The following is a 14119-nucleotide window of genomic DNA, read 5'->3' as shown; positions in this document are numbered from 1 at the left end:
TTGGGCGTTGATGCAAGCGTGCGCCGCGCACGCGCGAACACTTTCCCCACATGAACAAGAATATTTCCGCCGACGTGGTCATCGTCGGCACCGGCGTCGTCGGCCTGACGATCGCCGAGCAGATGATCGATGCCGGCATCAGCGTAGTGATGCTCGAGGCAGGCCCGCGCGTCTACCGCAACGAGATCGTGGAAAACTTCCGCAACATGCCCCTGTCGAACAAGGGCAGCGCCAACTCGATCTACCCGCCGGCCGACTGGGCGCCGCACCCCATGCCCGGCGATGACTATCTGCAGCTCTCCGGCCCGGACAGCTACGACCAGACCTATATCCGCTACGCCGGCGGCTCCACCTGGCACTGGGCCGGCACCAGCTGGCGCCTGACGCCCGAGGACATGCGCCTGCACTCGCTCTACGGGGTGGGCCGCGACTGGGCTTTCGGCTACGACGTGCTGGAGCCCTACTACGTGCGCGCCGAGCACGCCATCGGCATCTGCGGCCCGTCCGATCCCGAGCAGCAATGGCCGCGCCTGCGGCGCTCCGCGCCCTACCCCATGCCGGCCCTGCCGCTGTCGCCGGGCGAGAAGAAGTTCACGGAAGTGGTGAAGTCGCAGCTGGGCCTGTCGAACATCCACGTCTCGCAGGCGCGCAACAGCGGCATGCCCTACCACGGCCGCCCGGCCTGCTGCGCCAACAACAACTGCGTGCCGGTCTGCCCCATCGGCGCCAAGTACGACGGCGAAACCGCCCTGCTGCGCCTGGAGCGCAAGGGCGTGAAGATCATCTACAACGCCGTGGCGCACCGCATCGAATCGGGCGAAGGCAACCGCATCACCGCGGTCCACTACATGGATCCGAACAAGCAGAGCCACCGCGTCACCGGCGGGCACTTCGTCGCCGCCTGCAACGGCCTGGAGAACCCCAAGCTGCTGCTGATGTCGGCCGACGAACGCAATCCGAAGGGCATTGCCAACAACAGCTCCGACCAGGTCGGCCGCAACATGATGGACCACCCGCAAAAGGGCTTCACCCTCACCACGACCGAGCCGTACTGGACCGGTGCCGGCCCGGTGGTGAACTCCGGCATCATGGAAACCTCGCAGGGCGACTTCCGCTCGCGCCATGCCGGCGCCTATTTCCGCCTCAACAACTTCGGCCGCAACCGCTTCGTCACCTTCAACGCGCTCAAGACCGGCAAGGTCGGCCGCGCGCTCGACGAGGAAATCCGCCGCGAGGCCGGCTGCACCACCAACGTGGTGATCGCCTTCGAAACCCTGGCGAACCCGGAGAACCGCCTGACCCTGTCGGACAAAAAGGACTGGCTGGGCCTGCCCAAGCCAGCGATCTATTACGACGTGGGCGACTACACGCGCCGCTCGGCCGACGAATACGCCGTGCCGCTGCTGCACAGAATCGCCAAGGCCATGGGCGCCGTCAAGGTGCAGGAGCCCAAGGGCTTCGCGCAAAGCAAGCACATCATGGGCGGCACCATCATGGGCAACGACCCCGCCACTTCCGTGGTGGACGCCGACTGCCGCTCGCACGACCACGCCAACCTCTTCATCCCCGGCGGCGGCGCCATGGCCAGCACGGCCTGCGGCAACTCGACCATCACCATGGTGGCACTGGCCATCAAGGCAGCCGATGCGCTGCAAGCGCAAGTGCGCAAGGCTTGAGGAAGGGAACGACCATGCGAAACACCACCTCCCTCCTGCGCAATGCACGCGCCTTGCTGGCCATCGCCGCGCTGGCCGTGACCGGCGCCGCCATGGCGCAGAACTATTCCACCGAGCTGATCGAAAAGGGCCGCTACCTGGCCACGGCATCGGACTGCATTGCCTGCCACACCGCCACCAAGGACAAGCCCATGGCGGGCGGGCATGCGATCTCGTCGCCCGTGGGCGAGATCGTCGCCACCAACATCACGCCCTCCAAGACCCACGGCATAGGCAACTACACGGAGCAGCAGTTCTCCGATGCGCTGCGCAAGGGCGTGCGTGCCGACGGCGCGCGGCTGTACCCGGCCATGCCCTACACCGCGTTCGCGCGCTTGACCAATGAAGACGTGCACGCGCTGTACGCCTATTTCATGGAGGGCGTGAAGCCGGTGGACGAGTCGCCCAAGGCAAGCACCTCGCTGCCCTTCCCGATGAACGTGCGCGCCTCGATGATCGGCTGGAACCTGCTGTTCGCCGATGACAAGCCCTTCGAGGCCGACGCAGCGCAATCCGCGCAATGGAACCGCGGCGCCTATCTGGCCCAGGGCCCCGGCCACTGCATGACCTGCCACACCCCGCGTGGCGCGCTGATGCAGGAGCTGGGCAGCGAGAGCCTGAGCGGTGCGCAGATCGGTGCCTGGTGGGCGCCGGACATCACCAACAGCAAGACGCACGGCATCGGCAGCTGGTCGGTGGATGAGCTGACGACCTACCTGCGCACCGGCCATCTGCCCGGCAAAGCCCAGGCCGCGGGCCCGATGGCGGAGGCGATCACGCACAGCTTCAGCCGCATGACTGAAAGCGACCTGCGCGCTATCTCCACCTATATCCTGTCGGTGCCCAGCCACAAGCCGGAGGAGCCCGCCGGACGCAACCGCTTCGCGCACGGTCAGGCCACGGACGCCACCGCCAGCTTCCGCGGCACCTCCTTTGCCGAAGGCATGAAGCAAAGCGGCGTGGCGCTCGGGTCGCAGATCTTCACCGCCAACTGCGCCTCCTGCCATGGCGCATCGGGCCAGGGCACGCAGGACGGCTATTACCCGGCGCTGTTCGGCAAGTCGATCACCGGCGAAGCCAACCCGTCGAACCTGATTGCCGCCATTTTGAGCGGCGTAGACCGCGAGACACCCCAAGGCGGCCATGTGTTCATGCCGCCCTTCGGTGGCCAGGACAATGCCATGGTGCCGCTGAACAATGACGAAGTGGCCGCGCTGTCGAACTTCCTGCTGACCAGCTATGGCAATCCTGGCGTATCCGTGACCGCGGCGCAGGTGCAGACCATCCGCGAAGGCGGAGAGAAATCCAGCCTGATCCTGCTAGCCCGCGTGGGCATGGCCGTGGCCGCGGTGATCTTGCTGCTGCTGATCGTTCTGATCGCCAGAAAGCGTCGCAATCGCGTTTGAGGCTCTGCACTCTTGCCCAGCAAACCCGCCGGTCTACCGGCGGGTTTTTTCATGGGCATTCGAACTGCTTTCACAAGGCCTCGGACTTCCACTTTTACAGCCGTAGCATCTTCCTGAACGCAGCAAAGCTTGGTTACCAAAAGAGTGAGTACTCCCACAAACAGGCCAGCGACCTCCTACACCACCAGCTCCGGGGCTGGCGCAAAGTGCGGTGACCGGGCTCGAGGAATCGTCTTCGGGCAGGCCTGCAGCAACGCTGCGTCAATTCTTTTGGAGATGGATATGGCTTCACGTGATCACGACCACCGCCGCAACCGAGGACAAGAGCAATACGACGACCGCCAGTCAGTACAGGGCGAAAACTGGGGCTCGGGCCAATCCGGCGGTGCGCGCGGCCAGCACAACTATCAGGACCGCAATTCCGGACAGCAATCGCAAGGCAACTTCGACGACTACGGTGGCCAGGCCCGCGGTAACGACTTCGGCTCCGACTATGGCTCAAGCCGTTACGGCGGCCCCGGCAACTCCACCTACGGCGGTTACGGCGGCGGACAGAACTACCAGGACGACCGTTCCGGCTGGGGCCGTCAGCCCGAGGGCTATGGACAGCAGCAAGGCCAGAACTATGGTCAGGGACAGAATTACGGCCAAGGACAGGGTCAGAACTACGGCCAGGGCCAGGGCGGACAGAGCTATGGCCAGGGCCAGGGATACGGCCAAGGCTATGGCAGCGGCGGCCAGCGCTACCAGGAAGACCGTTTCTCGAGCAATCGCCAGCAGCAGGCTTTCGACCAGGGTAGCGGCGGCCGCCAGTCCGGCGGCGGCTATGGCTCGGGCGGTTATAGCTCCGGCGGTTATAGCTCCGGCGGCTACGGCTCGGGCGGCCAGAGTTCGGGCGGCTACGGCTCGGGCGGCCAAAGCTCCGGCGGCTACGGCTCGGGCGGCCAGAGCTCGGGCGGCTACGGCTCCGGCAGCCAAGGCTCCGGCGACCGTTTCGGCGGAGGCTTCTATGGCGATTCCAGCCGTTTCTCCAGCGGCGGCATGCGCGACCAGACCTCCCAATCCCGCGACAACTGGGGCGACGGCTCGTATCAGTCGCGCAGCAACTGGAACGAGAGCTCCGGCCAGTCGCGCGGCAACAACCAGCACGACTCCGACTACCAGCAGTGGCGCAGCGAACAGATGCGCAACCTGGATGAGGACTACGAGGGCTGGCGCGCCGAACGCTACAAGAACTTCTCCGATGAATTCACCAACTGGCGCACCAACCGCAACAAGGGCGGCAACCAGGACCAGCAGCAAGGCAGCTCCGGCAGCTCGGGAAGCATGGGTTCCGGCAGCTCCGGCAGCTCCGGCAGCTCCGGCAGCTCGGGCAGCATGGGTTCCGGCGGCATGGGCAGCTCCGGCACCTCGGGCAGCAGCTCGGGTGGCTCCGGAACCTCGGCCAGCTCCGGCACTTCGGGCGGCACCTCGGCCAGCTCCGGTACCTCGGGCAGCTCCGGTGCATCGGGTCACTCCGGCAGCACAGGCACCTCGGCCAGCTCGGGATCCAAGGGCAAGGACCAGTCCTGATCGATGAACGCTGCGGGCCCTGGCCCGCAGCCCGGTGAAGACCTGCATGAGGTTCCAGGAAGCCTCTGCCTCAACAGAAAGGACCACGATATGCCACAACAGGCAAACCAGCCCGGAACCAGCCAGGTTCCCGGCCAACAGGAAGGCAAGATGGGGCAATGGAGTCCTGCCGAGGGCGACCCCAACCTGCAGAAAAAGCAGCCGCAAAATCCGGGGAACGACTCGGACCAGCTCGGGGAAACGCGGGCCAATTGAAACCTGCGGTGCGTTGGAACGACGCATTGCCTCAACGCAAAGAGCCCGCACCTGCGGGCTCTTTTGCTGGCTGAGGCCAGCTTTCTACAGCGCTGGTTTCTTGCGCGTCTCGGGCAGGAAGGCGGTGGCCAGCCCCAGCAGCGGCAGGAACGAGGTCAGCCCATAGACCCACACGATGCCATGCTTGTCGGCCAGCTCGCCCAGGCCCGCGGCGCCAATCCCGCCAATGCCGAACATCAGCCCGAACATCAACCCGGACACCAGGCCCACGCGCCCCGGCACCGCCTCCTGCGCATAGACCACCAGCGCGGCAAAGGCCGAGGACATCACCAGCCCGATGATGATCGCCAGCACCGCCGTTGTGACCAGGCCCGCATAGGGCAGCGCCAGCGCAAAGGGCGCCACGCCCAGGAACGAGATCCAGATCACCGCCTTGCGGCCGATGCGGTCGCCCACGGGTCCGCCGGCAAAGGTGCCCAGCGCCACCGCCGCGAGAAAGATGAACAGGAACAGCTGGCTGTGCTGCACGCTCAGCGCGAAGCGCTCGATCAGATAGAAGGTGAAGTAGTTCGTGAACGAGGCGATGTAGACGAACTTGGCAAACATCAGCACGCAGATCACCGCCACCGCGCGCACCACACCCGCGCGGTCCAGGCCCGCACCATGGCTCTTTGCGAGCCCCTTTGCCTTGGCCGAGCCGTTGTGCCGCACCCAGGCCGTGAGGCGGTACAGCACGAGGATGGCCACCAGCGCCACCACCATGAACCAGGCCACCGCGGGCTGGCCATGGGGAATGACGATGGCTGCGGTCAGCAACGGGCCGATCGCGCTGCCGGTGTTGCCGCCCACCTGGAAGGTCGACTGCGCCGTGCCGAAGCGCCCGCCCGAAGCCAGCCGTGCAATGCGCGATGCCTCGGGGTGGAAGGTGGCAGACCCCACACCCACCACGGCCGCCGCCACCAGCAGCATCTCGAAGCTGCCGGCCATAGCCAGCAGCGCGATGCCGATCAGCGTCATCACCATACCCGAGGGCAGCAGCCAGGGCATGGGATGCCTGTCGGTATACATGCCGATCCACGGCTGCAGCAGCGAGGCCGTGGCTTGGTACACCAGCCCGATGATGCCAATCTGCCCGAAGCTCAGCGCGAAGTTCGCCTTGAGCATTGGAAAGATGGCCGGCAGCATGGCCTGGATCATGTCGTTGAGCAGATGCGCCAGCGCTGCGCCGCCCACGATGGGCAATAGAAGGCCGTGGGGCTTCTGTTCGGCCTGGGCGGGGGCAGATGCCGGGTCCAGGTGGTCAAAGGTTGCAGTTTCGACAGTCATGGCGCCAAGAGTAATGGCGTGCCGGATGTCTGTCTCCCGCCAATCTGCCAACATCTATAGAATTCCTGCCATGAAGCTGCATCCGATGGAAAGGCACAAGCAGTACGACAACCTCCCCCGCCCGGTGGTCGTGATGGAGACCCGCTGGCCCACAGGCGTGTCCAGTGGCTGGCACTCCCATGCTCGCGGCCAGTTGCTCTACGCTACGGAGGGGATCATGGTCGTGCACACCGACGCCGGCTCTTGGGTCGTGCCTCCGAACCGTGCCTTGTGGATGCTCCCCGGCCTGCGCCACACCGTCACGATGTCGGGCGACGTGCTGATGCGCACGGCCTACATAGACACCGGCAAGATATCCACCCTGCCCACGCAAAGCGGCGTGATCAACGTCTCGCCCCTGCTGCGCGAGCTGCTCGTGGCGGCCGTCGACATTGCGCCCGACGGCGCGCTGCAGGGCCGGAATGCGCGGCTTCTCGAACTGCTGATCGAAGAGATCCGCGAATCCACCAGCATTGCGCTGCACCTGCCCATGCCCGATGACGAGCGGCTGCGCGCCCTGTGCCATCGGTTGATAGCCACCCCGTCGGACGCCTCCAGCGCCGCCCACTGCGCTGCCTCCATCCATGTGGCCGAGCGCACCCTGCACCGCCTCTTCGCCCGCGAAACCGGCATGAGCTTCGCCCAATGGCGCGAACAGGCCCGGCTGATCCATGCGCTGCGCCGGATCGCCAATGGCGACAGGATCATCGAGGTGGCACTGGACTGCGGGTACTCGAGCCACAGTGCCTTTGCGGCAATGTTCCGCAGGCATTTCGGGGTAGCGCCCTCGAGTTTCTACCGGTAGCCGGGGTCCGAGTCCATGCGAGCACGCCGCGTGCGGTTCAACCCGAGGCTTGCAGCGCCGCTTCCAGCAGCGCCACTTCCCGCTTGACCGTCTGCACCACCATAGCCTCGCGCGGCCGCATGCGCTCGGTCATGGCGCTCACGCTGATGGCGCCGATCAACGCACCCGACGCGCTGCGGATCGGCACGCCAATGCTCGACACGCCCGCCACCGCGTAATTGGTGATGATCGCGTAGCCTTTTTCCTGCGCTTCGCGCACCAGCTGCAGCAGGATGGCGCGCGTGAGGCCGCCGTACTGCGCCAGGGAGGGCTCGATGCGATCGAGCACCTTGGGCAGATCCTGCCCGTTCATGAAGCTCAGCAGCGCAAGCCCCCCACCGCCGATTCCCAGTGGCCTGCGCCGGCCCACGTCGACGGTGAGCACCTGGATTGGAAAGCTGCCGGATTGGCGATCCAGGCAGAACGAATCCACGCCGCTGCGCACCACCAGGAATGCGGTATCCCCCGTGGCGCTGCTGATGCGCTGCAGATAAGGCGCGCACTGCTCCTTGAGCACGAAGTGCTTGGACGCGAGCAGGCCCAGCTCATAGGCGAAATGGCCCAGCCGGTAGCGGCGCTTCTCATCCTGCATGACGAGGCCGCCTTCGACCATTTGCTTGAGCAAGCGGTGGGTGGTGGGCTGAGGCAGCCCACTGGCTGCCACCAGGTCCGAAAGGCGCGCTCCCGTCTCATGCTCGACCGAAATGTGGCGCAGCAATTCGATGGCGCGTTCCAGGCTCTGTACGGTACTCATAACGATTGCTTTATTTTCAAATAATCCGCGATACGGACTAAATCGCTTAAACACAAAATTACGTTCTGGAACAATCCAGCGACATAAAGCGGTGCCAGGCACGCGAATGGTTCTCGACCGCCGATCATCTCATTGAAAGTCCGTATCCCGGATTAATTATGTATCCAATAGATTTCTTCCTCCGGTCCGCACGGCAGTACCCCGAGCGCCAGGCCCTCATTTCAAGCCACCAGACCCTGACCTATGGGCAGCTTGCCGAGCAGGTGAATGCGCTGGCCTGCGCATTCCAGGCGATGGACCCTGACGAGGGTTCGCGCGTCGGCATCTGCGCCGGCAACAGCGTGCAGCACATCGTCGCGCTGCTGGCGGTGCTGGCCGCCGGCAAGGTCTGGGTGCCCTTGAACCAGCGCAACCCCGCGGCGGAACTGCAGCGCGTGATTGCCTTCACCGAGCCCACCATCGTCGTGTCCGAAAGCGCGCATGTCGATGCGCTGGCGCTCGATGAGCGGATCAGCGTCGTGTTGACGGAGGGCGGCGATGCCACCGCGCGCACCCTGGCATCCGCCATGGCAGGCCATATCGGCAAAACCCCGGAACCGCACCACCGCACGCGCGACGAGGTACAGGCCATCAAGTTCACCGGCGGCTCCACGGGCCAGCCCAAGGGCGTGATGCAGCCCTACCGCGCCTGGGAAACCTCCATCGTCAATCAGATCCACGCGTTCGGCTTCAACGGCGACGACCGCTATCTGATCTGCGCGCCGGTCACGCACGGCACCTCCACCTACCTGCTGCCGATCCTTGCCGAGGGGGGTTGCCTGGTGCTGCCCGCCAGCAACAAGCCGCCCGAGCTTCTGCGCTGCCTGCGCGAGCACGGCATCACCACCACGTTCATGCCGCCTACCCTGATGTACATGCTGATGGCGGAGGCCGGCGGCGCGCGCCTGGAGCTGCCGAAGCTGCGCCATCTGATCTACGCCGGCGCGCCCATGCCGGTCGAGAAGATCCGCCTCGTGCGCGAGTGCTTCGGCCCGGTGCTGGAGACCTCGTACGGCCAGACCGAGGCGCCCCAGGTGGTGACGGTGATGCGCGCCGAGGACTTCGCCGACGAGCACAACTGGCGCGCCGTCGGGCGCCGCGGCCTGCTCAGCGACCTGGCCATCATGGATCCCGAAGGCCGGCTGCTGGCCGTGGGCGAGGTCGGCGAAATCGTCGTGCGCGGCGACCTGATCATGGCCGGCTACTGGCGCATGCCGGAGAAGTCCGCCGAGACCATTGTGGACGGCTGGCTGCACACCGGCGACCGCGGCTATCTGGACGAGCGCGGATACCTCTATCTGAAGGACCGCCTGCGCGAGGTGGTGATCACCGGCGGCTTCAACGTATACCCCATCGATGTGGAAAGCGTGCTCGACCAGCACCCGGCGGTGCATGAATCCGCGGTCTTCGGCATTGCCGATGACAAGTGGGGCGAGGCGGTGCACGCGGCCGTTCAGCTCAAGCCGGGACAGCAGGTCGGCGAGCAGGAGCTGATCGCCTTCGCCAAGCAGCAGCTCGGCTCCGTCAAGACCCCCAAGCGGATCCACTTCTACGCCGATCTTCCGCGCAGCGTGGCGGGCAAGGTGCACAAACCCACGCTCAAGGCCGAGATCCATCAGCAAATGAACAGCAAGGAAGAAGTTGCATGAGCAAGCCCATGGAAAAGCCGTACACCGAGCTGTGCACCCACTCGCTGACCTCCATCCATTACCGCAACGAGAACCTCACGGAGGACATCCTCGGCAAGCGCGGGTTCACCGAGGTGGTGTTCGCGCAGATCCTGGGGCGCTGGCCCGACGCCGATGACATCCGGGTGCTCGACGCCGCGCTGATCGCCATCATGGAGCACGGCCTCACGCCCAGCGCCATCGCCACGCGCCTGGTGTACATGAGCTCGCCGGAGAACCTGCAAAGCGGCGTGGCAGCGGGCCTGCTGGCCGTGGGCAGCCAGTTCGTCGGCACGGTGGAGAACTCCGCCATCCTGCTCAAGCAGCTCATCGACTCGCCCCTGGGCGTGGAGGCCGCGGCCCGCGCGGCGGTCCGGCAGTACCGCGAGGACCGTAAGCCGATCCCCGGCTTCGGCCAGCACATGCACAAGCCGGACGATCCGCGAGCCGCCAAGCTGCTAGCCATCGGCCGGGAGCACCCGCGCTTCGAAGGCCGCTACCTGGCCGCCATTCAGATCCTTTCGCGCGAGGTGGACGCCGCCTTCGGCAAGCACATCACCATCAACGCCACGGGCGCGGTGGGCACGCTGCTCGGCGAACTGGGCGTGCCACCGGTGCTGATGCGCGGCTTCTCCGTGATCTCGCGCGCCGCCGGGCTCGTGGCCCATGTGGCCGAGGAGCAGCGCGTTCCCACGGCGCGCTTCATCTGGGACCTGGTGGACCACGAAGTTCCCTACCGCGGCACCGGCGAAGGCCACAACCGTTCAGGAGAGTAAAGCCATGGCAGCGCCGCTCAAGATACTGGTATGCGACTCGGTCACCCAGATGGGGCCGCAGGCGCGTGGCAGCGTGGTGATCGCGGCCTCGCACGGAGGCCTGTATGCCGTGCACCTCGCGCTGGGCGAAGGCGTGTGCGGACTCGTGGTGTGCGACGCCGGGGTGGGCCTCGATCAGGCGGGCATCTCCGGCCTCGCCTACGCGCAGCAGTTCGACGTGCCCTGCTGCGCCATCGCCAGCGCATCGGCGCGCATCGGCGACGGCGCCAATTGTGCGCAAAGCGGCGTGGTATCGCATGCCAACGCACCTGCCCGCCAGCTTGGCATCACCGCGGGAATGCCCGCCATGCAGGCGGCACACCTCATGGCGGCAGCCACGCTTGCACCCGTCGCGGTCGGGCGCCCGCCCGAGGAGTCGCGCATGGAGATCGCGTCGACCGGCAGGCGCATCGTGCTCGTCGATTCCGCCTCGCTGGTCATGCCGCAGGACGTGGGCGCCATCGTGATCACGGCCTCGCACGGCGGCTTGCTGGGCGGGCGGCGCGAGACGGCCATCAAGCAGGCTGCCTTTGCCGCGCTGTACAACGACGCCGGGCTGGGGCGCGACAACGCGGGCATATCGCGGCTTCCCGTACTGGATGCACGCGGCATCGCGGGTGCCACCGTGGCGGCCCATTCGGCCCGGATCGGCCAGGCACGCTCGGCCTGGGAACGCGGCGTCCTGTCCCATGTGAACCAGCGCGCGGCGGCGCTGGGAGCGCGCGCCGGACAGAGCGTCCAGGAATGGGCGCGGCTGATGGCCAGGGCGAAGCCCTAGAAAACCAAGGATGAAACGATGGCGGTTGCAGACAAAATTTCAGGCCACTTCCCCCCGCTGGATGCGGTTCCCGGCAAGGGGCGCGTCGCCGGCCGCGTGGCACTGGTGTTCGGCGGCGGCTCGGCCGGCCCGGGCTGGGGCAACGGCAAGGCCGCGGCCATGGTGTATGCGCGCGAAGGCGCACGCGTGGCCGTCGTGGACGTACGCGAGGAAGCCGCGCAGGAAACCTGCGAACAGATCCGCGCCGAAGGCTACGAGTGCGAGGCCCATGTGGCCGACGTGACGCGCTCCGGGCAGGTCGAGCAGGTCGTGCGCAGCGTGGTGGCGCAGTGGGGCACCATCGATATCCTGCACAACAACGTCGGCATCACGCGCATGGGCAGCGTGGTGGAGATGGAGGAGTCGGAGTGGAGCCAGGTGCTCGACACCAACCTCACGGGCGTGTTCCTCACCTGCAAGCATGTGATCCCGGTCATGCTGCAGCAGTCGCGCGGCGCCATCGTCAACATCTCTTCCCTGGCATCGCAGCAGATCAACAATTACCCCTACATGCCCTACTACGCCGCCAAGGCCGGGCTCAACCACTTCACGCGGGCGCTGGCGGTGCAGTACGCTGCACGCGGCATCCGCGCCAACGCCGTGCTGCCGGGCGTGATGAACACGCCGCTGATCCACCAGCAGATATCCGGCCAGTTCGCGAACACCGAGGAAATGCTGCGCACCCGCAACGCGGCCAGCCCCATGAACCGCATGGGCGAAGCGTGGGACGTGGCCTACACTGCGCTGTTCCTGGCAAGCGATGAAGCACGCTATGTCACCGGGGTCTGCATCCCGGTCGATGGCGGCAAGGGCTGCGCCGGCAGATGAGCAACAAGGCGAGCAACAGATTCGCCTGCATGAAATCGGCCAACCGCCGGTTTGAACACTAAAAGATCAACGAGGAGATGACATCATGACCACAACCAAGCGTTCACCCAACCGCCACCACTGCGTGGCAATCCTGCTTGCCGTTGGCTCGGCAGCCTTTGGCGTGCAGCCCGCCATGGCGCAGGCCAAGTACCCCGACAGGCCGGTGCGCCTGGTCGTGCCCTTCCCCCCGGGCGGCACCTCCGACATCAGCGCACGCGTGCTGGCCGAGGCACTGGCCAAGGAACTGGGCCAACCCGTCGTCGTGGAAAACAAAGCCGGCGCCGGCGGCTCGGTGGGCGCGCGCTATGTGGCCGAGGCCAAGCCCGATGGCTACACCCTGCTGCTGGGCACCACCAGCACCAACGGCACCAACTCGGCGGTCTACAAGAACCTGCCCTTCGACGCGGTCAAGAGCTTCACGCCCATCACCCGCATCCTCACGGTGCCTGGCGCGCTCAGCGTGAACAAGAAATTCCCCGCCGCGAACTACCAGGAGTTCGCCGCACTGGTCAAGACTTCACCGGGCAAGTTTTCCTACGCCTCGTCGGGCAACGGCGGGGCGACCCACCTGGCAATGGAATACTACAAGACGCTCAGCGGCATGCGCGTGGTGCACATCCCCTACCGCGGCACCGGCCCCGCGCTCAACGATGTGATCGCCGGCCAGGTCGACATGATCTACGACACCCTGGCCTCGTCGATGCCCCACATCAAGAGCGGCGCCATCGTGCCCATGGCCATCGCCTCCCCCGCGCGCCTGAAGGAACTGCCGAACGTTCCGACCTTCGCCGAACTGGGCCTTCCGCGCGCCAACGAAGGCTTCTGGAACGGCGTGCTGGCCCCTGCCGGCCTGCCGCCCGAAGTGCTCAAGCCACTGCATTCGGCCATCGTCGCAGCGCTCAAAACCCCCCTCGTACGCGAAAAGTTCGCCGCGGCCGGCGCCCTGCCCGTTTCGGATACGCCCGAGGCCTTCACCAAGATCATTGCGGATGACGTGGAGAAATGGTCCACGCTGGCCCGGAACGGGGGGATTACGGCGGAGTGAGGCTTTCATCGGCCCGATGTGGCGCTGCGCATGCGGGGCTGCATCGGGACTGAGGAAATTCCTCTAGGTAGCGTTGGTTGAACTGCCGTTGCGAGGTGGAAAGGCGCAGTCTATCCCTTGCCTAAGGGGGCATTTCATGGGCTGACGAAGATTTTGACGGAATTCATTGAGGGATATGATGCGTCGATAAATTTAAATTAAATCAAAATGCTTTGGTGGCAAAGGCCAAAGGGCTGAAAAGCCGCTGTTTCCAGAGCCAAACGCCATAGCCTACGTTGTACTCGCAAGCGGTTATCTCGAGTTATTGCAGTGGTGCATAACCGGATGCTGCGTTAGGATTGACGGCTCTCCGGGCAGCTACAGAAAGGTGCAGAACGTCGGGAGACGCTGCTTATCGTGACTTAATAGCTTTAGGTCTAATTGAGGATTCGGTGGTCGGGGATGTCCAGCTTGAGGAAGCCTCTTTGGCTTCCGCTTGTCCTGAGCGGAGTATACGAGCCGAAGTCTTGCAAGTCGTTCAAAAGAAACAGCGGGCCTCAAAACACGCCATAGCGTTCACCGTTTCAGCCCTCCCACCGTAACCCGCGCGGGTTGAAGCTGAACAACACCCCGCTCGGCCGCAGTTGGCACAGCACCTAAGGCAGCACTTGGCTGGGCACATGAAACAGCACGGCATTGGCAAGCACATCATTGAAGCCCTGCGCGGGCAGTTCAAGCTGCAGAAAGCTCTGTTCCAGCGTTTTGCAGCCGCTATGCACGCGCGCCATCGCCATCGAACTAGGCGCGCCCTCCAAGCCCACGGCACGGTGGCTCATCTCCTTGGAGGTGCAAGTCGCGCCGCGAGCCCTAGCCAAAATCCAGCAGGTTAACAGCGCTGGTATGGCTATATGCTTGGGCAGCGCCGTGATGTTCTGCCTGACATCGTAGTCGCGCTTTCACCATTGCCTCAATCTGA

General features: G+C 65.4%; 13 protein-coding genes. 10 read left to right on the top strand and 3 right to left on the bottom strand.

Annotation, left to right across the window (positions count from 1 at the left end; genetic code table 11):
* Positions 1 to 50 precede the first annotated feature (50 nt).
* From M9799_RS14955 to M9799_RS14940, 4 genes are all read left to right on the top strand, one after another.
* The gene (locus M9799_RS14955; RefSeq protein ID WP_231044669.1) at positions 51 to 1676 is read left to right on the top strand and encodes a GMC family oxidoreductase; all 1626 of its coding nucleotides are present in this window, start codon (positions 51 to 53) and stop codon (positions 1674 to 1676) included.
* Between the two features lie 14 nt (positions 1677 to 1690).
* A complete protein-coding gene (locus M9799_RS14950) occupies positions 1691 to 3121 on the top strand; it encodes a c-type cytochrome (protein WP_231044668.1) in 1431 nt (476 codons plus the stop codon).
* A 282-nt stretch (positions 3122 to 3403) separates the two neighbouring features.
* On the top strand, positions 3404 to 4693 hold the full coding sequence (locus tag M9799_RS14945; RefSeq protein WP_231044667.1) for a hypothetical protein: 1290 nt from the start codon (positions 3404 to 3406) through the stop codon (positions 4691 to 4693).
* Between the two features lie 90 nt (positions 4694 to 4783).
* Positions 4784 to 4948: a hypothetical protein gene (locus tag M9799_RS14940; RefSeq protein WP_231044666.1), complete on the top strand. Its 165-nt coding sequence runs from the start codon at positions 4784 to 4786 to the stop codon at positions 4946 to 4948.
* A gap of 84 nt (positions 4949 to 5032) precedes the next feature.
* Here M9799_RS14940 and M9799_RS14935 read toward each other — a convergent pair whose 3' ends face one another.
* Positions 5033 to 6274, bottom strand: a complete 1242-nt coding sequence (locus tag M9799_RS14935; protein WP_231044665.1) for an MFS transporter — start codon at positions 6272 to 6274, stop codon at positions 5033 to 5035.
* A gap of 70 nt (positions 6275 to 6344) precedes the next feature.
* Between M9799_RS14935 and M9799_RS14930 the strand changes: the two genes are divergently transcribed.
* Positions 6345 to 7118 carry an AraC family transcriptional regulator gene (locus tag M9799_RS14930; RefSeq protein WP_231044664.1) on the top strand — a complete coding sequence of 258 codons (774 nt, stop codon included), beginning with the start codon at positions 6345 to 6347 and terminating at the stop codon, positions 7116 to 7118.
* Positions 7119 to 7155: 37 nt separating this feature from the next.
* Here M9799_RS14930 and M9799_RS14925 read toward each other — a convergent pair whose 3' ends face one another.
* On the bottom strand, positions 7156 to 7911 hold the full coding sequence (locus M9799_RS14925; protein WP_231044663.1) for an IclR family transcriptional regulator: 756 nt from the start codon (positions 7909 to 7911) through the stop codon (positions 7156 to 7158).
* Between the two features lie 158 nt (positions 7912 to 8069).
* Between M9799_RS14925 and M9799_RS14920 the strand changes: the two genes are divergently transcribed.
* The 5 genes from M9799_RS14920 (at position 8070) to M9799_RS14900 (ending at position 13164) form a co-directional block, all read left to right on the top strand.
* A complete protein-coding gene (locus M9799_RS14920) occupies positions 8070 to 9599 on the top strand; it encodes a class I adenylate-forming enzyme family protein (RefSeq protein WP_231044662.1) in 1530 nt (509 codons plus the stop codon).
* On the top strand, positions 9596 to 10393 hold the full coding sequence (locus M9799_RS14915; protein WP_231044661.1) for a citryl-CoA lyase: 798 nt from the start codon (positions 9596 to 9598) through the stop codon (positions 10391 to 10393). The genes M9799_RS14920 and M9799_RS14915 overlap by 4 nt, the downstream gene beginning before the upstream one ends.
* A gap of 4 nt (positions 10394 to 10397) precedes the next feature.
* Entirely contained in the window at positions 10398 to 11210 is an 813-nt protein-coding gene (locus tag M9799_RS14910; RefSeq protein ID WP_231044660.1) for a hypothetical protein, read from the top strand.
* Positions 11211 to 11228: 18 nt separating this feature from the next.
* Complete coding sequence (locus M9799_RS14905; RefSeq protein ID WP_231044659.1) at positions 11229 to 12077, top strand: SDR family NAD(P)-dependent oxidoreductase; 849 nt, start codon at positions 11229 to 11231, stop codon at positions 12075 to 12077.
* Between the two features lie 85 nt (positions 12078 to 12162).
* Entirely contained in the window at positions 12163 to 13164 is a 1002-nt protein-coding gene (locus tag M9799_RS14900) for a Bug family tripartite tricarboxylate transporter substrate binding protein (protein ID WP_231044658.1), read from the top strand.
* Positions 13165 to 13799: 635 nt separating this feature from the next.
* On the opposite strand, the gene M9799_RS14895 is transcribed toward M9799_RS14900, so the two are convergent.
* Entirely contained in the window at positions 13800 to 13979 is a 180-nt protein-coding gene (locus M9799_RS14895; protein ID WP_231044657.1) for a hypothetical protein, read from the bottom strand.
* Between the last annotated feature and the right edge of the window lie 140 nt (positions 13980 to 14119).

Source organism: Comamonas endophytica, from assembly GCF_023634805.2.
Classification (GTDB): Bacteria; Pseudomonadota; Gammaproteobacteria; order Burkholderiales; family Burkholderiaceae_C; genus Comamonas; species Comamonas endophytica.
This window is presented reverse-complemented; position numbering and strand designations above follow the sequence as displayed.